Origin of the sequence: Streptomyces coffeae, from assembly GCF_016741875.1 — a bacterium.
GTDB classification, from domain to species: Bacteria; Actinomycetota; Actinomycetes; order Streptomycetales; family Streptomycetaceae; genus Streptomyces; species Streptomyces coffeae.
Genome location: NZ_JAERRF010000015.1, coordinates 73,690 through 99,942 on the forward strand (window position 1 = coordinate 73,690; position 26,253 = coordinate 99,942).

23 protein-coding genes and 2 pseudogenes are annotated in these 26,253 nt (G+C 70.9%); 12 read left to right on the forward strand and 13 right to left on the reverse strand.

The genetic code is table 11. From position 1 onward, the window contains the following. Positions 1–131 precede the first annotated feature (131 nt). Together JK363_RS24425 and JK363_RS24430 are read left to right on the forward strand one after the other, a co-directional pair. A complete protein-coding gene (locus JK363_RS24425) occupies positions 132–746 on the forward strand; it encodes a hypothetical protein (protein WP_201877292.1) in 615 nt (204 codons plus the stop codon). 217 nt (positions 747–963) lie between these two features. After that, on the forward strand, positions 964–1,425 hold the full coding sequence (locus JK363_RS24430) for a MaoC family dehydratase (protein ID WP_201877294.1): 462 nt from the start codon (positions 964–966) through the stop codon (positions 1,423–1,425). A 13-nt stretch (positions 1,426–1,438) separates the two neighbouring features. On the opposite strand, the gene JK363_RS24435 is transcribed toward JK363_RS24430, so the two are convergent. After that, the gene (locus JK363_RS24435) at positions 1,439–2,068 is read right to left on the reverse strand and encodes a TetR/AcrR family transcriptional regulator (protein ID WP_201877296.1); all 630 of its coding nucleotides are present in this window, start codon (positions 2,066–2,068) and stop codon (positions 1,439–1,441) included. A 70-nt stretch (positions 2,069–2,138) separates the two neighbouring features. Continuing rightward, positions 2,139–3,290 (reverse strand): acyl-CoA dehydrogenase family protein, encoded by a 1,152-nt coding sequence (locus tag JK363_RS24440; protein ID WP_201877298.1) that lies wholly within the window; start codon positions 3,288–3,290, stop codon positions 2,139–2,141. An 83-nt stretch (positions 3,291–3,373) separates the two neighbouring features. Here JK363_RS24440 and JK363_RS24445 point away from each other — a divergent pair, with 83 nt between their 5' ends. Next, a complete protein-coding gene (locus tag JK363_RS24445; protein WP_201877300.1) occupies positions 3,374–4,009 on the forward strand; it encodes a TetR/AcrR family transcriptional regulator in 636 nt (211 codons plus the stop codon). 31 nt (positions 4,010–4,040) lie between these two features. Further along, positions 4,041–4,562 carry a DUF402 domain-containing protein gene (locus JK363_RS24450; RefSeq protein WP_201877301.1) on the forward strand — a complete coding sequence of 174 codons (522 nt, stop codon included), beginning with the start codon at positions 4,041–4,043 and terminating at the stop codon, positions 4,560–4,562. 52 nt (positions 4,563–4,614) lie between these two features. Here the strand turns inward: JK363_RS24450 and JK363_RS24455 are convergent, their stop codons facing one another. The 5 genes and pseudogenes from JK363_RS24455 to JK363_RS24475 all read right to left on the reverse strand — a co-directional run bounded on the left by JK363_RS24455 (position 4,615) and on the right by JK363_RS24475 (position 9,080). Then, entirely contained in the window at positions 4,615–5,697 is a 1,083-nt protein-coding gene (locus JK363_RS24455; RefSeq protein ID WP_201877302.1) for a Zn-dependent alcohol dehydrogenase, read from the reverse strand. Positions 5,698–5,810: 113 nt separating this feature from the next. Beyond that, positions 5,811–6,065, reverse strand: a pseudogene (locus JK363_RS24460) (aldehyde dehydrogenase family protein); the annotation flags it as partial. Between the two features lie 34 nt (positions 6,066–6,099). Next, the gene (locus tag JK363_RS24465) at positions 6,100–7,290 is read right to left on the reverse strand and encodes an RNA-guided endonuclease InsQ/TnpB family protein (RefSeq protein ID WP_201877303.1); all 1,191 of its coding nucleotides are present in this window, start codon (positions 7,288–7,290) and stop codon (positions 6,100–6,102) included. Between the two features lie 281 nt (positions 7,291–7,571). Beyond that, complete coding sequence (locus JK363_RS24470; RefSeq protein WP_307821851.1) at positions 7,572–8,555, reverse strand: hypothetical protein; 984 nt, start codon at positions 8,553–8,555, stop codon at positions 7,572–7,574. Between the two features lie 59 nt (positions 8,556–8,614). After that, a pseudogene (locus tag JK363_RS24475) lies at positions 8,615–9,080 on the reverse strand (NUDIX domain-containing protein). A 546-nt stretch (positions 9,081–9,626) separates the two neighbouring features. On the opposite strand from JK363_RS24475, the gene JK363_RS24480 reads away from it, so the two are divergent. Together JK363_RS24480 and JK363_RS24485 are read left to right on the forward strand one after the other, a co-directional pair. Beyond that, positions 9,627–10,889 (forward strand): NsdA family TPR-like regulatory protein, encoded by a 1,263-nt coding sequence (locus JK363_RS24480; protein WP_307821852.1) that lies wholly within the window; start codon positions 9,627–9,629, stop codon positions 10,887–10,889. After that, entirely contained in the window at positions 10,886–11,437 is a 552-nt protein-coding gene (locus JK363_RS24485) for a GNAT family N-acetyltransferase (RefSeq protein ID WP_201877305.1), read from the forward strand. Before JK363_RS24480 ends, JK363_RS24485 begins: the two co-directional genes overlap by 4 nt. Positions 11,438–11,528: 91 nt before the next feature. On the opposite strand, the gene JK363_RS24490 is transcribed toward JK363_RS24485, so the two are convergent. The 4 genes from JK363_RS24490 to JK363_RS24505 form a co-directional block, all read right to left on the reverse strand. Continuing rightward, a complete protein-coding gene (locus JK363_RS24490; RefSeq protein ID WP_201877434.1) occupies positions 11,529–12,812 on the reverse strand; it encodes an MFS transporter in 1,284 nt (427 codons plus the stop codon). A 12-nt stretch (positions 12,813–12,824) separates the two neighbouring features. Beyond that, a complete protein-coding gene (locus tag JK363_RS24495) occupies positions 12,825–14,270 on the reverse strand; it encodes a CitMHS family transporter (protein WP_201877307.1) in 1,446 nt (481 codons plus the stop codon). Positions 14,271–14,390: 120 nt separating this feature from the next. After that, positions 14,391–16,640, reverse strand: a complete 2,250-nt coding sequence (locus tag JK363_RS24500) for a molybdopterin oxidoreductase family protein (protein WP_201877308.1) — start codon at positions 16,638–16,640, stop codon at positions 14,391–14,393. Positions 16,641–16,807: 167 nt separating this feature from the next. Next, positions 16,808–17,467, reverse strand: coding sequence for a TetR/AcrR family transcriptional regulator (locus tag JK363_RS24505; RefSeq protein ID WP_201877309.1), 660 nt, complete (start codon positions 17,465–17,467; stop codon positions 16,808–16,810). A gap of 77 nt (positions 17,468–17,544) precedes the next feature. On the opposite strand from JK363_RS24505, the gene hmgA reads away from it, so the two are divergent. The 3 genes from hmgA (at position 17,545) to JK363_RS24520 (ending at position 21,183) form a co-directional block, all read left to right on the forward strand. Beyond that, positions 17,545–18,882, forward strand: coding sequence for a homogentisate 1,2-dioxygenase (gene hmgA / locus JK363_RS24510; protein WP_201877310.1), 1,338 nt, complete (start codon positions 17,545–17,547; stop codon positions 18,880–18,882). A gap of 62 nt (positions 18,883–18,944) precedes the next feature. After that, positions 18,945–19,694 carry a GntR family transcriptional regulator gene (locus tag JK363_RS24515; protein WP_201877435.1) on the forward strand — a complete coding sequence of 250 codons (750 nt, stop codon included), beginning with the start codon at positions 18,945–18,947 and terminating at the stop codon, positions 19,692–19,694. Positions 19,695–19,971: 277 nt separating this feature from the next. Continuing rightward, complete coding sequence (locus JK363_RS24520) at positions 19,972–21,183, forward strand: type ISP restriction/modification enzyme (RefSeq protein ID WP_201877436.1); 1,212 nt, start codon at positions 19,972–19,974, stop codon at positions 21,181–21,183. A 296-nt stretch (positions 21,184–21,479) separates the two neighbouring features. On the opposite strand, the gene JK363_RS24525 is transcribed toward JK363_RS24520, so the two are convergent. After that, positions 21,480–22,202: a TetR/AcrR family transcriptional regulator gene (locus JK363_RS24525; protein ID WP_201877311.1), complete on the reverse strand. Its 723-nt coding sequence runs from the start codon at positions 22,200–22,202 to the stop codon at positions 21,480–21,482. A 64-nt stretch (positions 22,203–22,266) separates the two neighbouring features. On the opposite strand from JK363_RS24525, the gene JK363_RS24530 reads away from it, so the two are divergent. After that, positions 22,267–23,244, forward strand: coding sequence for an ATP-binding cassette domain-containing protein (locus JK363_RS24530; protein WP_201877312.1), 978 nt, complete (start codon positions 22,267–22,269; stop codon positions 23,242–23,244). Further along, positions 23,241–24,041, forward strand: coding sequence for an ABC transporter permease (locus tag JK363_RS24535; protein WP_201877313.1), 801 nt, complete (start codon positions 23,241–23,243; stop codon positions 24,039–24,041). The genes JK363_RS24530 and JK363_RS24535 overlap by 4 nt, the downstream gene beginning before the upstream one ends. A 148-nt stretch (positions 24,042–24,189) precedes the next feature. Here JK363_RS24535 and JK363_RS24540 read toward each other — a convergent pair whose 3' ends face one another. Further along, entirely contained in the window at positions 24,190–24,453 is a 264-nt protein-coding gene (locus JK363_RS24540) for a hypothetical protein (RefSeq protein ID WP_201877315.1), read from the reverse strand. Between the two features lie 222 nt (positions 24,454–24,675). Here JK363_RS24540 and JK363_RS24545 point away from each other — a divergent pair, with 222 nt between their 5' ends. Then, a complete protein-coding gene (locus tag JK363_RS24545; RefSeq protein WP_201877316.1) occupies positions 24,676–26,184 on the forward strand; it encodes a DUF4331 domain-containing protein in 1,509 nt (502 codons plus the stop codon). The last annotated feature ends 69 nt before the right edge of the window (positions 26,185–26,253 follow it).

Here is a 26,253-nt window from a genome sequence, read left to right on the forward strand (position 1 = left end):
GTGCATTCACGGTCATTGAGGGCACGGATCGGCCTATTCGGCAACTTCCGGGGAATCCGATGGATCCGGATCGCGCTCCGTTACGTCCATTCCACAACGAGTCGGGTCCGCGATTGCGGAGGTGGTAAGAAGTGGCCGGTTTCAGAGCACTCGCACGAGAGGTGCGCAATCCACACAGACACATCACCGCCCGGCGCACCTCGCTGCGCAAATGCCTCGAACGGTTCGCGCCGTACGGGCACCGGGCGACCTGGCACCATCTGTGCACCAGGACGGGGATCGTCCCGGAGGACCGGGAGCCCGAACCACTGCGCCTGATCACGGCCCTCGAGGAACTCGAGGAGGCCCGCACCCTCTGGCTCGCGTACGAGGCGGACTTCGCCGCCCGGCGCCGCGAGGAGAAACACATCGGCATCCGCCGGCCCAGCGCCGTCGACGACTGGCATCTGCACACCTGGGGCGGATGCGACATCATGCCCTGCGAGAGCCCCTCGACCCACCCCGAAGGTCCGCTCCCCGATGTGCTGCGCCGGCTGATATCGGCGATGCAGTCGGGACCCGGCTCCTCCTGCCCGGTCTGCGGACAGGAGCGCCTGGCCTGGCGTGAGGACCTCGACCGCTACCCCTCGGCCGGGCCGGTCTGCGGGGACTGCGGCATCGCGGTGCCGGTCCCGCTGCTGACCACCGAGGCGCTGTCGGCCACGCGGCGCGCCCGGTGCGAGAGCAGCCGGTACGCGACCGTATGACACCCGGCCGCCCCGGACCGCCCTGAGGCGCACTCGCCGGGGCCCGCTCTGGTCACGGGCCCCGGCGCAGGCGCGCCATACCGTCCGGGCACCGGTGGGCCGACCGGGCCGCCGGTGGAGGGAAGCGCGCCGCAGTGCGCTGGAGTGCGTTGACACGGCGAAGGTCACCCGAGCATGCTGAGCAAGCGCTTAGTGAGCTGCCCCGGGAGGCATCAGCATGGCAGAGCCCAGGATCTTCACCTCGACCGATGAGCTGCGGTCCGCGATCGGCGAGGAACTCGGCCCCAGCGACTGGCTGGAGATCGACCAGAAGCGGATCGACCTGTTCGCCGACGCGACCGACGACCACCAGTGGATTCATGTGGATGCCGAGAAGGCGGCCCAGGGGCCGTTCGGCACAACGATCGCGCACGGCTATCTCACGCTGTCGCTGCTGCCCGCGTTCACCCCGCAGCTGATGCGGGTCGAGGGGGTGCGGATGGGCATCAACTACGGCGTGAACAAGGTCCGTTTCCCCTCCCCCGTCCCGGTCGGCTCCCGGCTGCGGGCCACCGCCCGGATCGCGGAACTCACCGAGGTGACCGACGGTGTCCAGCTGACGCTGGTGGTCACCCTCGAGCGGGAGGGCGGAGCCAAACCGGTGTGCGTGGCGGAGAGCGTCGTCCGCTACTACCCCTGACCGGCCCGCCGGGCTAGCGGCCTTGCGCTCCCACCATCCGCAGGACGAGTCCGGCGTACAGCTCGCCGACCTCGTCCGGGGTGCTGCGGCCCTGGGCGTTGAACCAGCGGGCGACGTCGATGCACAGGGACAGCACCGCCACCGTGGCACCGCGGACGTCCGGTACGTCGAACTCCCCCGTCCGCACGCCGTCCTCGAGGATCGCGCGCACCGCGCCGTCCGTCGCCTTGCGGATGGCGATGACCTCGGCGTGGTGCTCCTCGCCCAGCGCGCCCAGCTCGTACTGGACCACCCGCGCCGTCGTATGGTGCTCGGCGTGCCAGCGGACGAAGGCGCGTACGGCATGGCTGAGCCGCTCGGCGGGGGTGCCGCCGGAGTCCCGGGCATCCTCCACGATCTCCAGGGCGCGCTGATGGCCGACCTTGCTGATCTGGTAGAGCAGCTCTTCCTTGGTCTTGTAGTGGATATAGAGGGCGGCCGGGCTCATCCCGGCGCGGCCCGCGATGTCGCGGGTGGTGGTGGCGTGGTAGCCGCGCTCCGCGAAGGCGTGCACGGCGGCGGTCACCAGCCGCCGGGCCGCGTCCGGGGTGATGTCCCCCCATACCTCGGCCCTGCCCTCGTCCTTCTTCGGCTCCGCGTTCATGGCGGACACCCTACACGGAGAGTGAGCAAGCGCTTAGAGGGCGGCGAACCGGAGTCCGGCGCAGCCCCGCTCAGAAGGCCGAGACCCCGGTGAGGGCACGGCCGATCAGCAGCTTCTGGATCTGGCTGGTGCCCTCGTAGAGGGTCATCACCCGGGCGTCCCGCAGCAGTTTGCCCACCGGGTACTCATCGGTGTACCCGTAACCGCCGAAGACCTGGAGTGCGTTGCCGGCGCAGCGCACCGCCGCCTCGCTCGCGTAGAGCTTGGCCACCGAGGACTCGGCGGTGAACGGCAGTCCCCGGTCGATATGGTCCGCCACCCGCCAGGTCAGCAGCCGTGCCGCGTCGACATCCACCGCGATGTCCGAGATCAGCTCCTGGACCAGTTGGTGATGGGCGATGGTCCGGCCGAACTGCTCGCGCTCGCCCGCGTACCGCACCGCCGCGTCCAGCGCCGCCTGGGCGATGCCGACGCAACCGGCGGCGACCGACATCCGCCCCTTGGCCAGGGCGGACATGGCGACCGAGAACCCCTTGCCCTCGGGGGCCATGCGCGCCGAGGCGGGCACCCGGACGTCCTCCAGGACCAGTTCGGCGGTGGCCTGGCCGCGCAGTCCCAGCTTGCCGTGGATCTCACGGCGAAGGAGGCCCGGGGCGTCGGTGGGTACCAGGAAGGCGCTGATCCCCCGGTGGCCGGGCTCGGATCCGGTACGGGCGAAGAGCAGCACCACATCGGCCCAGGTGCCGTTGGTGATGAAGGTCTTGGTGCCACTGATCACGTAAGCGTCGCCGTCCCGGACCGCCCGGGTGGTCAGCCGGGCCGCGTCCGAACCGGTGCCGGGTTCGGTGAGCCCGAAGCAGCCCACCGCCTCGCCCGAGCACAGCCGCGGCAGCCAATGGCGCTTCTGCTCCTCGCTCCCCCACGCGGCCACCGACTTGGCGACCAGGCCGAGCGAGACGGAGACGATGCCGCGCACCGAGGAGTCACCGCGCCCCAACTCCTCGGTGACCAGGACATAGCCGAGGTGGTCACCGCCGCTGCCGCCGTAGTTCTCGGGGACGGTGAGACCCAGGAAGCCGAGCGCGCCCAGTTTGCCCACGATCGCCCGGTCCACCCCCTCGGCGCGGTCCCACTCGGCGGCGTACGGAGCGACCTCGCGTTCCACGAAGTCCCTGGCCAGTCGACGCATCGCGGTCTGCTCCTCGGTGAGCGCGAGATCCATGGGCCACCCTTCCCGAGAGCATGGACGACGGAGCGTTAATTAGCACTGCTAGTTTTAGCTGCGAAGCCTCTACTATGGGGCCCATGGCCCGCCCCCGCAAGCCCCTCCTCAGCCGCGAGCGCATCGTCGCCGTCGCCCTCGCCCTGGTGGACTCCGAAGGACTCGCGGCGGTCTCCACCCGGCGGCTGGCCGCCGAACTCGGGGTCAGCGGACCGTCCTTGTACAACCACTTCACGACCAAGGACGAGATCCTGGACGCGGTCGCCGACACGGTCATCACCCAGGTCGACATCTCGATGTTCGACGGCGGCGAGGACTGGCGTACGGCGCTGCTGGACTGGGGCCGCTCCTACCGCGCGGCGCTCACCGCGCACCCCAACATCGTGCCGTTCCTCGCCCAGGGGCCCGGCCGCCGACCGGCCGGGCTGCGGATGGCGGACGCGGTCTTCGGCGGCATGGTGAAGGCGGGCTGGCCACCCGCGCATGCCACCCGGATCGGCGCCCTGATGCGCTATTTCGTCGCCGGATCGGCGCTGGGCTCCTTCGCCCGCGGCTTCGTCGACGACGCGGGCGCCTACGACCCGGCCGACTATCCGCATCTGGGCCAGGCGCATCTGCTGGCCGGACACCAGGAGCGGGTGGACGAGGGCGCGTTCGAGACGGGGCTGCGGGCGCTGGTGGCCGGGCTGGACCGGCTCTACGGAGAAAATGCCAGGTGAGCAAGGGCATGGGCTGACTACGATCGGCCCCATGTCGCAGTCACTGGTCCAAGTCAACTACACCAAGTACGACGGCACTCTGCACTGGAATCTGCGGATGCGCAGACTGGGCGAGGACGAACACGGCGTCTGGCTTGGCCTGCCCGGCGGCTCGGTGATGCGCAAGGGCCACGGCCCCGACGTCCCCATCACCTGCGCCCATGTGGTCCTCTTCCCGCGCGGGGCCTGGTGGACCGCGGCCTTCAACGCCGCACCGCGCGAGACCGAGGTGTACGTCGACATCACCAGCCCTCCCGAGTGGGTCTCCCCGGACGAGGTCACCATGGTCGACCTGGACCTCGACGTGGTGCGCAAGCGGACGGACGGGAACACACGGCTGGTGGACCAGGACGAGTTCGCCGAACACCAGGTGCGCTTCGGCTATCCGGCCGAGGTCGTCGCGGAGGCCGAGGCGGCCGGGCAGTGGCTGCTGGAGGCCGTCACCCGAGGCACCCGGCCGTTCGGGGCCGAGCGCGAGCGCTGGCTGGACATGGTCGACGGCGCTCCGGCCTGAGGACCACTGAGCGCCGGCCACGGCACGGCGCCCGGCCACGGCACGGCGCCCGTCAGAACACCACGAGGGCCCGTCCGCCACGTCCGCCGAGCATCGCGTCGAACGCCGCCGGGATCCCGTCGAGGTCGATCCGGCCGGTCACCATCGCCGACAGATCGAGGCGGCCCTCGCGTACATGCTCGGCGAGCACCGGCAGATCGCGCGCCGGGTCGCTGTTGCCGTAGACACAGCCCGAGAGCGTCCGGCCGAAGTAGAACAGCTCCAGGGCGGAGAAGGTCACCTGCTGGTCCTTGCCGCCGATCCCGACGACGGTGGTCCGGCCGCCGCGCCGGGTGGCGGACCAGGCGGTGCGGATGGTCTCCGCGCGGCCGACGCACTCGATGGCCACATCCGCGCCGTGGCCGCCGGTGAGGGAACGGATCCGCTTGGCGGTGTCCTCACCGGACAGCAGGAACTCGGTGGCGCCCGAAGCACGGGCCAGCTCCTCCTTCTCCGGGGAGACATCCACCGCGACGACCGTGCCCGCGCCCGCGATCCGCGCCGCCTGGAGCACCGCGAGCCCCACCCCGCCGACGCCGAACACGGCCACCGACTCCCCGGGGCGTACCGCGGCGCTGTGGTGCACCGCGCCGTAGCCGGTGAGCACCGCACAGCCGAGCAGCGCGGCGTCGGCCAGCGGCACCCCGTCGGGCAGCGGGAGGACGGCGTGCGCGGGCACCACCGTCTCCTCGGCGAACGCGGCGGTGCCAAGACCCGGGTACAGCTCGTCGCCGCCGTCGGCGAGCTTGGCGTACGGCACGGTGGCGGCGGCGCCCGCGCCCGCGCACAGCCAGGGCTCGCCGAGCCCGCAGTGGTGGCACTCCCCGCAGGACGGGGCCCAGTTGAGGACGACCCGGTCACCGGGGGCGACCGCGGTGACGCCCTCCCCCACGGCGCTGACGGTGCCCGAGCCCTCATGGCCGAGGACGGCCGGAACGGGCTGGCGCAGGGTGCCGTTGGACAGCGACAGATCGGAGTGGCACACCCCGGCCGCCGCCAGCCGCACCCGTACCTGGCCCGGACCGGGGTCCGGGAGGTCGATCTCGGCAAGCCGGAGCGGGGCGCCGACGGCGGGGAGGACGGCGGCTCGGGTCATGGACGGGCTCCTCGGGGTGGTCGTCGGCTCGTGCGTTTTCCGGCGGCTTCGTACGTATCACGGACGGCGGCGTGAGCGCTGTGGCGGAGGTCCCGGGGTCGCGGGGTCCCGGGTCAGAACTGGAGCGACTTGGTCTGGAGGTACTCCGCCAGCCCGTGGGAGCCCAGTTCCCGCCCCACACCCGACTGTTTGTAGCCGCCGAAGGGGGCGAGCGGGTTGAAGCGGCCGCCGTTGATGTCCACCTGTCCGGTGTCCATCCGGCGGGCGAAGGCCACCGCCGCGGCGTCGTCGGCCGCCCAGACCGCGCCCGCCAGCCCGTAGACCGTGCCGTTGGCGATCCGCAGCGCCTCGTCCTCGTCCTGGTAGCGGTTGACTTCTCGCCCTCCTGAAGGAGGGAGATTCTTACGGCTCGCGCCGTGAGGTTTTCTGCTTCATCGCCGACTGCCCGCCCGGAGTGCTCCGTTGAGGTCTTACACCGGCTCCACAGACTGTCACCGCCAGCCCGGCGGCCAGAATGTTCTTCGCCGCGTTCACGTCCCGGTCGTGGGTCGCTCCGCAGTCACACGTCCATGTCCGGACGGTGAGGGGCATCTTGCTCCGGATGGTACCGCAGGCGGAGCACAGCTTGGAGGAGGGGAACCAGCGGTCGATGACGACCAGGTTCCGCCCGTACCACTGGGCTTTGTACTCCAGCATCATCCGCATGTCGGTCCACGCCGCGTCGGAGATGGAGCGGGCCAGGGTGTGGTTCTTGACCATGTTGCGTACGGTCAGGTCCTCGATCACGAGCGTTTGGTTTTCGCGCACGAGTCGAGTGGTGAGCTGGTGGAGGAAGTCACGGCGTCGGTCCGCGATCCGGGCATGGACTTTGGCTACCTTGATTCGGGCCTTGGCCCGGTTCGCAGATCCCTTGGCCTTGCGGGACAAGTTCCGCTGGGCCTTGGCGAGCCGGGCCCGGTCACGGCGTTCGTGCTTGGGGTTGGTGATCTTCTCTCCGGTGGAGAGCGTCACCAGCGACGTGATTCCGGCGTCGATGCCGACGGCTGCCGTGGTGGCGGGCATCGGGACCGGGATGTCGTCACACAGCATGGATACGAACCAGCGGCCGGACGCGTCCCGCGACACGGTCACGGTGGACGGCCGCGCACCCTCGGGCAGGGGCCGGGACCACACGATGTCCAGGGGCTCCAGCATCTTCGCCAGCGTCAGCTTCCCGTCCCGGTAACGGAATGCGGAAGACGTGTACTCGGCGCTGGCGCAGGACTTCCGCTTCGACTTGAAGCGCGGGTACTTGGCGCGCCTGGCGAAGAAGTTGGTGAACGCGCCCTGCAAGTGCCGGAGCGTTTGTTGAAGCGGAACGCTGGACACCTCGGAGAGGTAGGCCAGTTCCTCGGTCTTCTTCCACGCGGTCAGCATCGCGGAGGTGGCGTTGTAGTTGACCCGCTCCTGTCGGACCGACCATGCCTCGGTACGGGCCTGGAGCGCCATGTTATAGACCTTCCGCACGCATCCGAAGGTGCGTGACAGCTCCGCTGTCTGCGCATCCGTCGGGTAGAAGCGGTACTTGAAAGCCCGCTTCACGTGAGTGATCACATCTCACAAACTACCACAACAACTTGTGACTATCTGCGGGAAGTTGGATGGTGGACAGGGATCCGCCCTGGCGGCGAATCCCCTTTCCCTGCCCTGCTCCGCAGGAGTCCGTTTCCTCTCCGCCCTGAAGGGCGGAGTATCCACGGAGGAATCGGGTGACTCCGCACCGGCCCGGGAGGAGAGTCCCTCCTCCCGGGAGCGCCCGGGCCCGACGGGTGGTGCCACCGGTCGCCCGCAAAAAAGATCCAGCGGCAGTGGCGTCCGGTCAGCGCACCGTCGCGTTACGGCATCGGGTTGGTCGGCGGTCCGGCGCAGCGTGCCGGGTAGCCGGGATGCAGAAAGAGCGCGGGAAACGAGCGGGGGCCGTGGCGGCGGTCGAGCCAGGCCGACAGTCCGGTGAGGGAGCCGGACAGCATTGCCCGCAGTACGGCAGTGTGCAGGTCTGCGGCCTCTTCGCGGCCGACGTCGGCGAGGAACCGGCCGTAGCGAGCGTTGACCGACGCCTGATACTTGCCCATCGACTCCAGAAAGCTCGCTGCGGGCTCGGTGGGGGCGGGGGAGGCGCGGGGTACGGGCCGGCAGAGAGCGGCAGTGTCGGCGGTCGTGAGGATGCCGGTCACGTCGCGGAACACGTAGGCGGCCATGCCCTCCGGGCGAGCGATGCCCAAGCGACGGGCAGTAAGTCGGGTGATGGTGCGCGCCTCGCGATCACAGGCGCCCTCCATGACGACGCCGAGGTTGCGCGTGGTCGGTGAGCCGACGAGGTCAGGCGCCGAGTAGGTGCGCCCGTCGTAGCGGCGGAAGTTCACGCCGTACTGCGTCCGGACGATCTCGTCGCTCCTGAGCCGGTAGCTACGGAACGAGCCGTAGTGGAGGCAGTTATGCGCGTATGCCCGCAGCAGATCGAGCGCCGCTAACTCCGAGTCCGCCGGTAGCCCGGACGCCAGCGGGCCGGAGACAGTGATCAGCGCGCGCATCTGCAGATGCCGGTAGCCCTGGTTCGGGTGGTGAAATCCGCCGTACGCCCCCTCCCGCTCGGAGCGGATACCGACCATGACGCGATCGAGCGGCAGCGTCCGGCTCAGCCCTATAGTCGCGTACCGGGCGCGCAGCAGCGCGAGTCCTTCACAGAACGGGCGGGTCTCCAGCCCAGCCGCGCGCCAGGCGCTCAAAACCTGGGGCAGCGGCCGGAACGTCACCTGCGGGTGCTGGCCGGTGAGGCTGTCCGGCGTGCTGCGTAGCTCGGCCAGTTTGGCGGCGAGCACGACAGCGTCGGTGTCGCCCGACAGGAGCTCATTGGGTGCCAGCAGGCGAGGGATGCCGGTCAGTCGTCGGGCGTTTGCCCCAGAATGAGTGCTCGGTGTGACTCTTGGATACCGTCCGGCAGGTTGTCTGGGGAGAACCATCGTGCCTCCAGGATCTCGAACGAGTCGATCTTGAGATCACCGCCGACCAAAGCCGCTTCGTAGGCCACTTCGATCCGTAGTTTGTAACCGCTCTTGAGGTGGATGAGTGGGCCGGCCTTCACTTCAAGGCCGGTTTCCTCGCGCACCTCGCGGACGACGGTTGCGCCGAATTCCTCGCCTTTGATGGCGTATCCGGTCGGCAGCCCCCATTGGCGGCCCTCCGGCCACATGCGATGCCGCAGGAGCAGGACCAGCCCCCCCCCCCCCGTCGTCTCGGACGACGCCGGTCACGCCGACCATGAATTTCGCGTGCGCGATCCAGAGGACCCGCCATTGCATCGGGCCTCGGATGATGCGCCACAGTCGTGCGATCAGTCGTTTCACGTTGTGCCTCTTTCAGGAGTGTTGGTCCACGGGCGCGGCCGGGCCGGCCACTCTCGCTGCTGGGCCCGGGGACTGTCCAACGCCGCTGATCGTGGCCGTGACACGGCTACGGGCCCGGGGAGCCGGCGATCGCAAGCGGAACGACCGTTGCGACGCACAGACAGACCCACAGCAGCACCGCTAATCGCTGCCTCACCTGCTGCTGCCCTTCACGCGGCATCGAGGGCACTGACACGGGGGATAGGTACTCGTCATGAGCGGCGCCTCGCGTCCGCTGCCGGACAGAACGGCTACACGGCCCCGCTCTCGTACGACTTGGCCGGTCTTCCTGTCGACCTCGTACACACGCATCGTCATCCCCATTGGACCTGTCCTATCCGCAGCTCAGAACCGGTGTTGCAGTGGTGCAGGACCAGTGCACCGGTTCAGGCAGCGTGGTGGGCAACGAAAGACCGGACGTTTGGGCGGACGTTTTCGCCTTCGGTGGAGGGGCCAAGTCACTACTGTGAAAGGGAAACCGCAGTCGCACGGATGGCGGACAGGGTCGTGAGCAGACTGGCGCAATTACGACGCGCGGCCGGATACACACAAGAATCGTTCGTGACAGCTTTCGCCCAAGAAGCTGCCCGCTTGAGCGTCGCGGCGTCGGTCAGCGTCAGGCAAGCACGCCGCTGGGAGCGTGAGACACCCCCACCCTTGCCGCATCCGAGCCAGCAGACCGTGTTGGAAGCAATGTTCGGCCTTCCCCTCGCCGAGATGGGGTTCGAGGTCCCTCGGCATCGGGTGACGGTTTCCGCGCCGATAGGCGACGCTGGAGAGGTGAAGCGGAGGACGTTCGTCGCGGATGCCGGGGTCCTCGCTGCGGCGGCCCTCGTTCCCACTCGGCCGGGGCAACGGGTCGGCGCCGCCGAGGTCGCCGAACTACGCGCGAGGCTCGATGGCCTCTATCAGACAGACCACACTGCGGGCAGCGTGCCCGCCCTGACTCAGGCTCGCCGCATCGAGGACGAGCTCACGGGCGCCCTGGGATCGGCTTCGTACACGAGCCGGGTTGGCCGCGAACTACAGACCATGCTCGCCGAGCTGCGCGGTCACCGAGCTTGGTACGGCTACGACGGCGGGCGTATCCATCAGGGTCGTGCCGCCTGTATGGAAGCCCTCGCGGCAGCGCAGCTCGTCGACAACCCACTGCTACAGGTCTCTGTGCTGGAGACGCTTGTACTCCTTGCGATCAAGGCGGAGCGGGCGTGGGAAGCCGCGAGCGCGGTCGAGAACGCCTATCGGCTCGCCACACATGCGGGGGCAGGCCACACCGTGCACTTGGTGATCTCGCTCCGAGACGCCAACGTGGCCACCCACACGGGCGACCTGTCCGGAGCGCGGCGCGCTCTGAGTCGAGCCGTCAGTCATCAGGGGCGGGCCGACACGGACGCCGAGGTGCCGAAGTGGGCCCAGTTCGTCGGGCCGTTCGAGGTCGACTACGCCACTGCTGACATGTACGTCCGAGCGGAGCAGCCCAAACGCGCGGTGCCGTTTCTGCGCGCCGCTGTACGTGGCATCGGCGGCGACCTCGCCCGCAACAGTGCGTCCTACCGCGTCAAGCTCGCCGACGCGCTACTCGCTGCCCAGGAGGTCGACGAAGCGTGCACGGAGATGAGCGCCGTTCTCGACTCTTGCGGCGGCATCTCCTCTCCGCGGCTGCTCGGAAAGATCCGGGAGTTCCAGCGGGCCGCTGACAGGATCGACAGTGCCGCGGCCCGCGAGTGCGGCGAGCGCATCCGTGAGACCGTCCGAGGGGGCACGACATGACGCAAGGAACCATCACCGTAGAGTGCATGGACGGGTCGGCCGCAGTGCAGGCCGAGGACGCCTTCAGGCTGATCTATGCCGAAGCGTTCGCGGAACCGCCCTACAACGAGACCGCGGACGATGTCGCGGCCACCTTCCGCCGCTTCCGTTCCCAGACCCGCAAGGCCACTTTCCGCGCCGCCCTGGCCCGTACCGATAACGGCGAGCCGGTCGGCATGGCGTACGGCTATCCGCTCGGACCCCATACGGGCTGGTGGGACCAATTGACCAAGCCCGTGCCCGACGACGTGCGGCGCGAAGACGGACACCGCACCTTCGGGCTCATGGAACTTGCCGTGCGCCGGCCGTGGCGCGGGCAGACCACCGCACGCCGACTGCACGAGACGCTTCTCGCAGGCATCGAGGCCGAACGGGTGCTGCTCAATGTCCACCCGGACAGCAAGGCGGCGTGTGCCGCGTATCGCGCGTGGGGGTATCACAAGATCGGCGAAGCACGGCCGTGGGAGGGCGCGGACCTCCATGACGTGATGTTGCTCGACCTGCGCTGAGCACTCGGCAGGCGCCTCCGCTCGTGGGGCGGTGGCGCACGGTCGCTCTGCGCGCGGGATGGGGTGAAACCGATAGGCGCGCCCGAAAGGCTTACCGACCGGAGGAGCTGGGGGATTCCCGGTCCCGGCGGGTGGCCTCCCCCTCCGGTCCGGGGACGCCACCGGCCGGGCCGGTGGCGTCCCCGGACCGGCCATCGCACAGCGGCCGTACCGCGATCGCGGACGAGACCAGCAGCAGTCCGCCCAGCATCACGAACGGGGCGGCCGTGCCCGCGAGTCCGGCCAGCAGACCGGCGGAGGCGGGTGCCGCGACCTGGCCCAGGCGGTTGCCCGTCAGGCGCAGCGCCAGCGCGGTGCTGCCGGCTCCGTCGGGGGCGGCCTGGACGACGGTGGTCATCGACAGCGGCTGTCCGACGCCGAGGCAGAAGCCGAGCCCGGCCAGCAGCACACCGAGCGCCCAGGCGGGCAGTGGCAGGGCGATACCCGCGCACAGCAGCGCGGCGCCCAGACAGCTGGTGGCCATCAGGACGGTGCGCCCCAGCAGCCGGATCATCGGGGTGATGGCCAGTCGGCAGCCGATGGTGGCCGCGGCGCGCAGGCTCAGCAGCAGGCCGACCACGGAGGGTGAGATCCCGCGTTGTTCGCCGACGACCGGCAGATAGGCGGTGAGGATGTCGGTCGCGGAGAGCACGGCGAGGCTGATGAAGATGCCCGAGGCGACCCCGCGGGTGGTGAGGATGGCGCGCACCGGCACCCGTCGCGCCTCCCCCGCGGGCGCGGCCTCCGGCCGGGCGTCCCGGCCCCGGTGCTCGATACGCCACAGCGCGGTGACCGAACAGGCCGCCACGGCCGCGGAGAGCGCCAGCGCGACGGCGCTGGTGCGGGCCATAGCCCCGTCGTGGCCGGAGACCACCAGACCGGCCGCGACGGGCCCGATGAGCTGGCCGAGGGAGGCGCCGATGGTGAAGTGGCCGAAGTTGCGGTCCTGTTCGTCCGGGGCGCTCTGCCGGGCCACGATGGACTGGGCACCGATCACGAACGCGAGATGGCCGAGGCCCATCACCCCGCTCCACGCGGCCATCCCCGGCAGCGACCCGGCCGTCGCGCTGCATACGCAGCCGATGGCGATCAGCGCGACACCGGCGGGCAGCAGCGGGGCGCACCGCCCGTGGTCGGTGCGGCGTCCCAGCGGTACGGCGGCGAACAGCGGCAGCAGGGCGTAGATCCCGGCGATCACCCCCACCGCGCGGGCGTCGGCGCCCAGCGCCAGGGCCCGGTAGGAGACGGCGGGCCGAGCCATGCTCACCGCCGCCTGCGCGAAGGAGAAGGCGATGACCAGGCGCAGCAGCCAGCCCCTGCCGGGCCGTTGAGGCATCCTGTGCACGGATCAGATGATGCCGAAGGCCAGCCCGGCGGCCAGTATCACCAGGGAGGTGAGCGCCGCCCACTTCACGGTGAAGCGGGTGTGGTCGCCGAACTCGACCTTGGCCATGCCGACGAGGACGTAGACGGCGGGGACCAACGGGCTGGACATGTGCAGGGCCTGTCCGACGAGCGAGGCGCGGGCGATCTCCAGGGTGGAGACCCCGTGGGCGGCTCCGGCCTCGGAGAGGATCGGCAGGATGCCGAAGTAGAAGCCGTCGTTGGACATGAAGTAGGTCAGCGGGATGGACAGCACACCGGTGACGATGGCCATGTGCGGGCCCATGGCGTCGGGCACGCCGTCGACGAGCCAGCGGGCCATGTGGTCGACCATGCCGGTGCCGGTGAGGACGCCGGTGAAGACGGCGGCGGCGAAGACCATGCCCGAGACGTTGACGACGTTCTCGGCGTGGGCGGCGACCCGGGCCTTCTGGTCGTTCATATGGGGGAAGTTGACGGTGAGGGCGATGGCGGCGCCGAGCAGGAAGAGCACCGGGATCGGCATCGTCTCCATGACCATCATGGTCAGCAGGCCGAGGGTGAGCGCGGCGTTGAACCAGTAGAGCTTGGGCCGCAGGGTGGGGCGGTGCGGGTCGAGCCCCTGGAATTCGCCCCCGTCTCCCTCCGCGGCCTCGTCGGCCGCCTCCGCCGCCTCGGCGTCGGTACCGTCACCCGAGCCACCGGTGGTCGTGGCGGGAGTGCGGGCGGCGGCCTCGGAGCCGCCCTTCTTCTTCCCGGCGCCCGCGCCCACGAGCACCTGCTCGGACTCCTCCGCCGTGGTCTCGTCGAGCGTCAGCAGCCCCAGCCGCCTGCGCTCGCGCAGCCCGAAGGCGTAGGCGAGGGCGAAGACGAAGAGCAGTCCGACGGCGAGGGCGGGGATCATCGGGACGAAGATGTCGCTGGCGTCGACCTTGAGCGCGGCGGCGGCGCGGGCGGTGGGGCCGCCCCAGGGCAGGGTGTTCATCACGCCGTTGGCCATCGCGGCAACGCCGGTCATCACCACCAGGCTCATCTTCAGCCGTCGGTAGAGCGGCACCATCGCCGACACGGTGATCATGAAGGTGGTGGAGCCGTCGCCGTCGAGCGAGACGATCGCAGCCAGCAAGGCGGTGCCGACGACCACCCGCATCGGATCCGCCTTGCAGAACCGCAGGATGACCCGGACGATCGGATCGAAGAGTCCGACGTCGATCATCACCCCGAAGTAGATGATGGCGAACATCAGCATCGCGGCCGTGGGCGCAAGGTCACCGATGCCGTCGATGACGTAGTCCCCGAGATGCGCCCCCTTCCCGACGAGGACGCAGAACAGCGCCGGGATGAGCACCAGAGCACCCATCGGGGACATCTTCTTCATCATGATCAGCACGAGGAATGTCGCGATCATGACGAATCCGAGGACTGTCAGCATGGTGGCTACCTCACGTTCGCCGGTGAACTCCCCCAGATGTGGCGGTCGAGGCGACGTTAGGTGGCCCAACTTTGCGTTAACAAGGTCTTGACGTGTGAGCAATAAGCGCAAAACCCCTGGTCAGTCCGGTAGCACCGGAGTGGGCTCGGTGAGCGGGGCCAGCTGCACCGGGCAGCCGTTCAGCACCGCGGTGCCCGACAGCGGATCCAGCCGTGAGCCGTCGATGAGCTGGTTGGCGTTGACCCCGGCATGGTCCCCGGCCACCGACATCCGGGTGCCGGGACGGCCGTGACCCCAGCCGTGCGGCAGGCTCACCACTCCGGTGCGCACCGCGTCCGTCACCTCCACCGGCACCTCGAGCTCCCCGCCGTCGCCCTTGACCCGGGCCAGGCCGCCGTCGGCCAGGCCCAGCCGGGCGGCGTCCTCGGGGTGCACCTGAAGGGTGCAGCGGTTGCTGCCGCCCACCAGCGTGGGGACGTTGTGCATCCAGCTGTTGTTGGAGCGCAGATGGCGGCGGCCGATGAGGACAAGCCCGGTGGGCCGGTCGGCCAGCGCGCGGCGCAGCCGGTCCACATCGCGCACGATCGGCTCCGGGCACAGCTCCACCGTGCCGCTGCGGGTCCTCAGCAGGGCGGGCAGCCGCGGGCGCAGCGGGCCGAGGTCGATACCGTGCGGCCGGTCGAGCAGTGCCCGAAGGGTCAGCCCGTCGGGGTCGGCGCCGAAGCCGTCGCCGTACGGGCCCAGCCGCAGCATCATGTCCAGCCGCCGTTCGGGGCCGCTGCCACCGGTGAGCTGTGCGGTCAGCTCGGCGGTCTCGCGTCCGTGCACCGGCGACCCGGGGTCGGCCACCGCCTTGCCGAGCGCGGCCTCGATCGCCATGGCGTCCACCGTCGCCGGGTCGGCGCCGCCGTGTCCGCTCGCGCACAGCACCAGCCGGGCCAGGATGTCGCTCTCGCTCATCCGGTCCGGATCGAGGGGGACCGCGGGGCGGGAGTAGCGGACCTGGTTGCGCACGGCCAGGTAGTTGAAGGTGAAGTCGAAGTGCGGGCTCTGGCTGGGCGGGGGCGGCGGCAGCACCACATGGGCGTGGCGCGCGGTCTCGTTGAGGTACGGATCGACGCTGACCATGAAGTCCAGCCCGGCCAGCGCCCGTTCCAGCCGGTCGCCGTCGGGGGCGGACAGCACGGGGTTGGCGGCGATCGTCAGCAGCGCCCGGATCCGCCCCTCCCCCGGGGTCTCGATCTCCTCGGCGAGGGCGACGGACGGCAGTTCGCCCTTGGCCTCGGGATGGCCGCTGACCCGGCTGTGCCAGCGGCCCAGCGCAAACCCCTTGCCGGGGCGCGGTGTTCGCTCCCGGCGCGCGGTGGCGGCGAGCGGGAACATCATGCCGCCGGGGCGGTCCAGGTTCCCGGTGAGCGCGTTGAGGACGTCGACCAGCCAGCTGGTGAGGGTGCCGAACTCCACGGTGGTGGAGCCCATCCGGCCGTACACCACACCCTTGGGCGCCGCGGCCAGCTCCCGGGCGAGGGTGCGGATCTCCTCGGCGGGTACGTCACAGGCGGCGGCCACCGCCTCCGGCGGGAAGTCCGCGGCCAGCCGCCGGACCTCGGCCACCCCGGTGAGATGCGCGCCCAGCTCCCCCGTCGCCACCAGGTCCTCGTCGAACAGCACCCGCACCATGGCGAAGAGCAGCAGGGCGTCGGTACCGGGACGTATCGCCACATGCTGATCGGCCATCCTGGCGGTACGGGTACGCCGGGGGTCGACCACGATCAGCTTGCCGCCGCGCCGCCGCAGCGCCCGCAGGCGGCCCGGGAAGTCGGGGGCGGTACACAGACTGCCGTTGGAATCCATCGGGTTGGCGCCGATCACCAGCAGATGGTCGGTGCGGTCCAGATCGGGCACCGGCAGTGCGTTGGCGTCCCCGTAGAGCAGTCCGCTGGAGACGTGCTTGGGCATCTGGTCGAGGGTGCTGGCGGTGAAGACGTTGGGGGTGCCGAGCGCGCCGAGCAGCAGCGAGGGGTAGAGCCCCCCGGCCACGGTGTGGACGTTGGGGTTGCCGAGCACCGCGCCCGCCGAACGCCCTCCGTGCTCACGCAGAACCGGCCACAGCCCGTCGTCGACAGCGGCGAACGCCTCGTCCCAGTCCGCCTCCTGGAGCCGTCCGCCGCGCCGGACCAGTGGCCTTCGCAGCCGGTCGGGATCGGCGTCCAGCTCCCCGAAGGCCGCGCCCTTGGGGCAGATGAAGCCGCGGCTGAAGACATCCTCGTCATCGCCGCGCGCCCGGGTGACCCTGCCGTTCTCGATGGTCAGGGTCAGCCCGCAGGTGGCCTCGCAGAGCGGGCAGATACGCAGGGCGGTACGGCTCATGGCTCACTCCCGTTTATCGAGGGGCTCGGTTCGCCTCCGAATGGGGCACCGCACACCGGTGCCCCCGGCCAGGATCCCTCACCATACCGACTGGTACGCATGCCCGGGAGGCGCCGGAGTGAACTCCTTCCCTCCACGGGACGGCGCGCCTCCGACGGGGCCGTGGCTCAGTCCAGGATGCGTGCCAGATAGGCGCGCAGCAGCTCCTTGGTCTCCGCCACGATCGCCGGATCCCCCTCCGGGTCCATCCGGAACGCCAGCCGCAGCAGGGCGTCGGCAGCCTCGACCGCGAGCAGGAAGGCGATCCGCAGCCGCTCCCCGGCCTCGCCCTCACCGTCGACCCCCTCGGCCCCCTCACTGCGCAGCCGGTCGGCGAGCAGCGTCCGCAGCCGGTCCGCCACGAGGTGGTTGGGCTGGTCCGCCACCCCGGTGGCCGGAACCGGCATCCCGAACTCGATGAGCGCGAAGCCGGGTGCTCCGCGCTTCATCGCCAGGTACTCGTCGACGACCACATCCATCGCCTCGCGCCAGCCGGAGTCGGGTCCGGACTCCGCCAGGCGCCGGGTGATGCGTTCGGCGTACTCGTCGAGATTGCGGTGGGCCAGGGCGTCGGCCATGGCCCGCTTGTTGGAGAAGAAGCGGTAGACCGAGCCAATGGGGACATTGGCGCGCTCGGCCACCGCGCGGGTGCTCAGCTGCTCATAGCTGATCTCGTCGAGCAGTTCGGCGCAGGCATCGAGGATCCGGCCGAGGCGCTCGGCGCTGCGGCGCTGAACCGGATTGCGGCGTAGGGGCGGTATGGGCACGCCACCATCCTGCCCGATCATTGACGGACCCCGTCTTCGATTCCTATCGTCTGACATAGGAATCGTTGGGTGGCGAGGTCGAGCTTCGGGAGCGCACGATGGACGACAGCACGGGGATCGAGCAGGCGCGGAAGACCGCCGAAGGGCTGGTCCACTCCTCCGGATTCGGCAATGAGCACAGCAGTGAGGCCGTGCCCGGGGCCCTGCCCATCGGGCGCAACTCCCCCCAGCGCGCCCCGCTGGGGCTCTACGCGGAGCAGCTGAGCGGCACCGCCTTCACCGAACCGCGCGCCCACAACCGCCGCTCCTGGCTGTACCGCATCCGCCCCTCGGCGGCCCATCCGCCGTTCGTACGGATCGACAACGGCGCGCTGCGCGGCGCCCCGTTCACCGAGACCGTGCCGGACCCCAACCGGCTGCGCTGGGACCCGCTGCCGGAGCCGCCCGCGGGCACCGACTTCCTGTCCGGGCTGTGGACCCTCGGCGGCAACGGGGACGCCACGCAGCGCACGGGCATCGCCATCCACCTCTACGCGGCCAACGCGTCCATGACCGACCGGGTGTTCAGCGACGCCGACGGCGAACTGCTGATCGTCCCCGAGCGCGGCGGGCTGCTGCTGCGCACCGAGTTCGGGCTGCTGCGCGCCGAGCCGGGGCATATGGCGCTGATCCCGCGCGGGGTGCGGTTCCGGGTGGAGCTGCTCGACCCGAGCGCGCGCGGCTATGTCTGCGAGAACTACGGCCGTCCGTTCGTCCTCCCCGACCTCGGCCCGATCGGCGCCAACGGGCTGGCCAACCCGCGGGACTTCCTGGCCCCGGTGGCGGCGTACGAGGACGTCGAGCGGCCGGTGCAGGTGGTCAACAAGTTCTGCGGCAATCTGTGGGCCGCGACCTACGACCACTCCCCGCTGGACGTCGTCGCCTGGCACGGCAACCACGTGCCGTACGTCTACGATCTGCGCCGCTTCAATGTCCTGGGCAGCATCAGCTACGACCACCCGGATCCGTCCATCTTCACCGTGCTGACCTCGCCGTCGGACACCCCGGGCCTCGCGGGCGTGGACTTCGTGGTCTTCGCGCCGCGCTGGCTGGTGGGAGAGGACACCTTCCGGCCGCCGTACTTCCACCGCAATGTGATGAGCGAGTACATGGGGCTGATCGAGGGCGCGTACGACGCCAAGACCGCAGGTCCCGGGGGCTTTGTGCCCGGCGGCGGCTCCCTGCACAACATGATGTCGGCGCACGGCCCGGACCACGAGACCTTCGAGCGCGCCAGCGCGGCCGAGCTGGCGCCGCGCAAGGTGGACGACGGGCTGGCCTTCATGTTCGAGACGCGCTGGCCGGTCACCGCCACCTCGCAGGCGATGGCGGCGGACCACCTCCAGACGGGCTACGACGACGTATGGCAGGGTCTGGAGCGCCACTTCCGCCCATGACGGCGGCCCCCCGCCCCTCTCCCCCGCCCAGGAACATGACCGTGACCGGTGACCGCGACCCCGTGACCACCTTCGCCCCAGACTCCGTGGCCCTGAACCGCAAGCTGCCCCTGTGGTACCAGGTCTCGCAGTCGCTGCGCGCCTCCATACTCGGCCGCGGGCCGCACGACCCGCTGCGGCTGCCGACCGAGGACCGGCTCGCCGAGCACTACGGCGTCAGCGTGCTCACCATGCGGCAGGCGCTGAAGGAGCTGGAGACGGAGGGGCTCATCAGCCGCCACCGGCGCCGCGGCACCTTCATCGAGCCGAGCGCACGGCGCGGTTCCCCGGTACGGCTGCTGGGTTCGGTGGACGCGATCGTGGCCCAGCAGTCCGGTGAGCGGACCACGGTGCTGGACCACGGTCCGGCGGCGGTCCCCGCGGAACTGGCCGAGTACTTCCCCGGCCTGGACGAGGCGGCCGGATACCGGCGGCTGCGCCGCGACGGGCGGAGCGGCGAGCCGACCAACTGGGCCGAGAACCTGGTCCGTCCCGAGCTCGCCGACCGCATCGACCTCGCCGATCTGGAGCGCTGGCCGATGACGAAGGTACTGCGGGACGTGGTCGGGGTGCGCATCAGCCGGATCACCGACACCGTCGAGGCCCGCCTCGCGGACCCGGAGACCTCCCGCCTCCTCCAGGTCCCCCTGCTCAGCCCGATCCTGCACTACACCGGGGTGACCTACGACGAGGGCGGGCGGGTGGTGGACGTGGCGCGGATCCACTACCGGGGGGACCGGTTCTCGTTCTCGGTCACCCTCGAGGCGGAGTGACTGCCGTCGGCCGAGTGGTTCGTCACGCGCCCGCGCCCCGACTCCGGAGGACTGCGTCCCGCCGGCCGGCGCGGCGAACGGACGGACACACGCCGCGACCCGCAACGCCCGCGGGCTACGTCCCGCCTCCGCGGCACACGGACCCCACAACGGACAAGCGCGGCCACGCGCACCCCTGCGCCACGAGTGACCGCCGTCGGCCAACCGCTCGCCGTAGCCGACAACGGGCGGTGGTGGCCGCACGCGGGCAGCGGTGGTGCGGGGTGGCATGGATACCATGCCGGGCGTGGGAGAACGGGACGCACCGCTGCTGGGGGACCTCATGCCGTGGTCCGTGGGGCCGCTGCGGCTCGGCCGGGCGTGGGTGATGGCACCCGACGCCGCCTCGCTCACCGCGCGGTGGGAGCGGCTGGTGGCCACCGAGGACGAAGCGGAGCGCGGCGCGCTGTTCCGGCCGTCCCGGGCGCGGACCCTGCACACCTCCGTGGCCCAACTGCCCGGTCAGCGCACCTCCACCGCCCGGCTGGTACGGGCCGACGGGCCGTGCCCCGAGCCGGTGCGGGTCGCGTACGGGCCGTTCGACCAGCAGTGGCTCATACCCGACCACCGGCTGATCGACGCCGCCCGCCCCGAGCTGTGGCGGGTTGCCGACGACCGGCAGATCCATGTCGTCGAAGCGGCGGCCGGGCCCGATCCCGACCCGGTGGTCACCTTCTCCGCGCCGCTGCCGGACGGCTGCTCCGCGGCGGGCCGCCCAGGCCGGATCCGCCCGCTCTACCGGCGTCCCGGCGGCCGGGAGCCCAATGTCGCGCCCGGACTGCTGGCGCATCTCGGCGCCCGGCTGGGCCGGCCCGTCTCCGCCGAGGATCTGCTCGCCTGGACCGCCGCCGCCGCGCACTCCACGCCGTGCGCCGTTCCGCTGACGGCCGACCCAGAGGTGTGGGCCCAGGGCGTGGAGCTGGGACGCCGTGCGCTGTGGCTCCATACGCGCGGGGCGCGCAGTGGTGAACGCCCGCGTATGCCCGGCGGCCAGCGCCCGTACGTACGCACCGCGCTTCCGGCGCGCGGTCTGCCGCACTCCCTGGACTACGACCCGGAGGCGGGCGCGCTGCTTCTGGGCGAGGGCCGGATCTCCCCGGTGCCGCGGGGCGCGTGGGAGTTCCACGCGCATGGGGTGCGGGTGCTGGAGAGCTGGTTCGAGCGGCGTACGGCCCGGGGCGAGCCGGGCACGCTGGAGGCGGTCGTGCCGGGGGCCTGGCCGTCCGCCTGGACCTCCGAACTGCTGGAACTGATCACTGTGCTGGCACTGCTCGCCGAACTCCGCCCGCAGCTCCGCGCTCTGGCCACCCGGCTGATGAACGGCCCGCTGATCGCCGCGGCGGAGCTGCGCGAGGCGGGCGTGCTGCCGGTGCCCGCCGCGGCCCGCCGCCCGGCCTCGGTGCTGGACCACCACGAGGAGGGCCCGGAGGGCCAGTTCGCCCTGTTGTGACGCCCGTTTCGGGCCCGGCGTCGGCAGGACGTCCCGGTCACACCGTCGGCCCCCGGGCCGCGCGCCGCCGCGCCTCGCCACGGCATGTGACCACAAACCACAGGTCCGCGACCGAGGCCACGCGCAGAACGCGGCGCCACGCACCCGGGCATGCGGCAGCCCGCCGCCCCCGTCCCCGAGTCCCGCTCCCGCATGAAGCCCCGCCCCGGGCCATCGCGCTCAGGCTCGCGGGCCGGGCTACGTCCGCGGCCCCGGCCGCGTAGGCCGGGCGGGCCCCGGGGTGAAGACCCCGGGAATCAGCACGCGGCGGCGTACCCGGCCAGCACGCGGCCCAGGAGCCGGTCGAAGGTTTCGTCCGGGTCACCGGCGGCGGGGGCGGCGGTGAAGGTGCGGGAGAGGTGGGGGTAGTCGCCGCCGGCGAGGATCCGTGCGAGATAGGCGGTCTGGGCCGCCTGCCGCTGCTCGGCCGTATGCGCCGAGTCCTTCCGCTGCCGGGCGGTGGCCAGCTCGGAGGAGACGTAGGAGATCACCGCCCCGTTGACCATCCCGATCAGCTCGATCTTGAGGCCGTCGTCGAGGCCCGAGCCCTCCAGCGCGGCCAGGCAGAACTCCATGTACCGCAGCCCGTTGGGGCCCAGGGCGGCGGTGGGCAGGACCGCTGCGGGCAGCCAGGGGTGACGGTGCATCAGGGTGCGGCCCTGGCGGGCCAGGGCGAGGATGTCGGCCTGCCAGTCCCCCGACGGCTTCTCGGGCAGCTCGTACTCGCCGGAGACCCGGTCCACCATCAGATCGACCAGGTCCTCCTTCCGCGGCACATAGTTGTAGAGGGACATCGTGCCGCAGCCGACGGCCGCCGCCACCCGGCGCATCGACACCGCGTCCATCCCCGCCTCGTCCGCGATCCGCACCGCGGCCTCGGCGATGTCGTCACGGGTGTACGCGGGGCGCGGGCCGCGGCCGGTGCGCTCGGGGAGCGCCCAGATCACATCCGGTCCGCCCGCGCGGCCACTGGCTGCCATTGATCATCACCTCGCCCACCATCCTAGTTACGTACATCGTACGTAGTGAGCTACAGTGAGCGGTATGGAAACTACGTACGCTGTACTTAGTGAAGGGCTGTGCAAACGCTATGGCGAGGTGCACGCCCTGCGCGGGCTCGATCTGGCCGTCCCGCCCGGCACCGTCTGCGGTCTGCTCGGCCCCAATGGCGCGGGCAAGACCACCGCGGTACGCATCCTGACCACCCTGAGCACCCCGGACTCCGGCACCGCGTATGTCGCGGGCCACGACGTCGTACGGGACCCCGGCGCGGTGCGTCGGCGGATCGCCGTCACCGGCCAGTACGCCTCGGTGGACGGGGATCTGACGGGCCGGGAGAATCTGCGGCTGTTCGCCCGGCTCCAGCGGCTGCGCGGGGCCGCCGCCGGGAAGCGCGCGGACGCGCTGCTGGAGCGCTTCGAGCTGACGGAGGCGGCCGACCGCCCCTCCCGCACCTACTCCGGCGGGATGCGCCGCCGGCTGGACCTCGCCGCCTGTCTGCTCACCGAACCGGCCGTCCTCTTCCTCGACGAGCCGACGACCGGTCTGGACCCGCGCAGCCGGGGCGCGATCTGGGACAGCGTCCGGGCACTGGCGGGAGCGGGCACCACCGTGCTGCTGACCACCCAGTATCTGGAGGAGGCCGACCGGCTGGCCGACGACATCGTGGTGATCGACCAGGGCGGGACCCTTGCCACCGGCACGCCCGAGGAGCTCAAGACCACGGTCGGCCAGCGGATCGAGGTCGTGGTCGCGGACGCGGAGGCCGTCCCCGGCGCGGGCCTGGTCCTCGGCAACCTCACCGGTACGACGCCGGAGCTCGACACCGAACACCGCACCGTCGGCGCGGCGTCGGGCGACCCCGCGCTCACCCTGCCCCGGGTGGTCCGGGAGCTGGACGCGGCCGGGGTGCCGCTGGTGGACGCCTCGGTACGGCGCCCCACCCTGGACGAGGTCTTCCTCCGGCTCACCCACCGCACCACCGACTCCACGACCGCCATCCCCGAGGAGGCTTCCGTATGAGCGACACCACGCTTCGCTGGGCCGCGCGGGACACCGCGGCCATGCTGGACCGTCAGCTGACCCGGCTGCGGCACGCCCCGGCGCTGTTCACCATCACCCTGGTCGCACCGCTGATGATGCTGGTGCTCTTCGGCTATGTCTTCGGCAGCGCGATCCAGGTGCCGGGTTCGGGCGACTACCGCGAGTATCTGGTGCCGGGACTGTTCGTCTCGGTCGCGACGGGCGGCATCCTCACCGGGATGATCGGCACCGCGCAGGACATGCAGCGCGGGGTCATGGACCGCTTCCGCACCCTGCCGATGAGCCGCGCCGCCGTACCGCTGGGCCAGGCCGCCTCGGAGGTGCTGATCGCCGCCGTGGGGCTGGTACCGCTGGCGCTGCTGGGGCTCGCCGTGGGGTGGCGGGTGCAGGGTGGAGTGGGCGCCGCGCTCGGGGCGTTCGGACTTCTGCTGCTGTTCCGCCTGGCCACCGCCTGGATCGGGCAGTACCTGGGGATGGTGGTGGGCACCGAGGAGGCCGCGGGCCAGCTCTCCAGCCTCACCTTCTCGCTGCCGATGGTGTCCAACACCTATGTGCCGACCGACGGAATGCCCGGCTGGCTGCGCTTCGTCGCCGACTGGAACCCGATCAGCGCGGTGGTGGCCGCCTGCCGTGATCTGTTCGGGAACGCGGCGGCGGACCCGGACGCGGCCTGGCCGCTCGCCCACCCGGTGGCGGCGTCGATCGGCTGGTCGCTGCTGTTGGTGGCGGTGTTCATGCCGCTCACCGTCCGCCGCTACACACGTGGCGGACGGTGAACCGGAGCCTCATCCTTCGTCGGCGTCCCGGAACGGCCCGGGTGTGCGGTGCCTCACAGCACCGCCACACCGGCTGGAGCGGGCCGGGGTGTCCCCGTGCCTGCCCGGGATGCCGACGACAAACCTCGGAACCGGCGGACCGGGCGGGTCAGCCGTGACTGCCGAAGAGCGAGCGGCGCAACCGGCGCAGCGGCGCGAACAGCGAGACCCGCGCACTGCGGCTGTTCTTCGCGCGCACATGGTCGCGCGCGGTCAGCTCCTGCATCAGCACCGTCGCACCCTCGGCCTCCCGCTGCGGGACGGCAGGGCCGCCCATCACCGCGAGATGGCGTTCGAGGCGCGCGCTGGACGCACCGCTCCCGCAGTTGATCGCAGGCACTCGTGGCCTGCTCCGTACCGTTATCTGCTCCATGACACTCCCCACCCGTACGAGGGCACCCGCCCCGGGCAGAGTAACCCTACCTCCCCGAGCCGTCACCCGCGCATCCCATGTTCCGGATTCACCACCGCGTCAAGGGTGTTGACGCTAACTGTCACACGCGGACAAATTGTCGGACGGACCAAGCCATCCGCCCGTCGGCACCGAACTGCTGCTTGAAGGAATGCCCCGACAAGCGTGCGAAGGACCGACAGGATGACCGCATTCACCAGGAGCTTGGCCGCGCTGGTCAGCTGCGCACTGGCCGCGGGCGGGCTCGCGGCCGCCGGTGTGGCCGCGCTCCGACCGGAGACGGCCCAGGCGTCCAGCCACCGGGAAGCGCCGCTGATCTCCGGTCAGCCGCAGTACGACACCACGGACGTGTACGGGTTCGTCAGCCCCGACAAGCCCGATACGACCACCATGGTGGTCAACATGCTGCCGTTCGAGGATCCGGCGGGCGGACCGAACTTCTACAAGTTCGCCCATGACGCCCGCTACGACCTGCATGTGGACAACAACGGGGACGGCCAGGGCGATCTGCTCTTCCGGTGGACCTTCAAGGACCACCTGCGCAACGGGGACACCTTCCTCTATAACACCGGCCCGGTGACCTCCCTCGAGGACCCGGACCTCAACTTCTTCCAGACCTATGACATCGAGCTGATCCAACTGAAGGACCAGCACGCCGTCTCCCGCAAGAAGATCGCCAAGAACCAGCTGGTCGCCCCGTCCAACGTCGGCAAGGCGTCCATGCCCAAGTACCAGGACCTGCGCGACCAGGCGGTCTATCAGCTGCCCGGCGGCGGCTCGACCTTCGCGGGCCAGGCCGACGACCCGTTCTTCCTCGATCTGCGCGTCTTCGACCTGCTGTACGGCGGCGACATGTCCGAGGTGGGGCAGGACAGCCTGAAGGGCTACAACGTCCAGAGCCTCGCCCTCCAGCTGCCCACCAAGATGCTGACCGAGTCCGAGCAGCAGCCGGTGATCGGCATGTGGTCCACCACCCACCGCAAGACGGCGAACGGGGACTGGGCACAGGTCTCCCGGCTGGGCAGCCCGCTGGTCAACGAGGTGGTCATCCCACGCAAGGACAAGGACAAGTTCAATGCCTCGTCCCCCTGGGACGACGCGCAGTTCCTGAAGTCCGTCCAGGACCCGGAGCTGGCCCGGCTGGTGGAGCAGATCTACAAGATCAAGGCGCCACCGACGCCCCGTGACGACCTGGTGCAGGTCTTCCTCACCGGAGTGCCCAAGCTGAACCAGCCGCCGAATGTGCGCCCCGCGGAGATGCTCCGGCTCAACACCTCCATCAAGCCGACCGCCAGTCCCAAGCGCCTTGGTGTGCTCGACGGTGACAACGCCGGATTCCCCAACGGCCGGCGGCTGACCGACGATGTGCTGGACATCTCGCTCCAGGCCGTGGAGGGCGAACTCGTCGGCAAGAAGAACGACCTGGGCGACGCGGTGGACGAGAACGACCAGAAGTTCGGCGGATCGTTCCCGTATCTGGCAGTGCCCAACTCCGGTTCGGACGCCACCGCGACCAAGAAGAGCGCCGGGGAGTCGCTGCTCAACGGCGGTGACGGCGTCGGCTCGTCCTCGGACGACACCATGCTGCTGGCCGGGTCCGCGGCGGGCGGTGGCGGGGCCGTACTGCTGCTGGCCCTCGGATACGCCTGGTGGCGCTCGCACCGCCGCCCGGCCCGGGTCCGCAGGCACTGACCGGTCCACGCGAGACCGGACCATCCCACGGGCGCGGCCCCGCACCTCCCGCGCGGCGGCCGCGCCCAC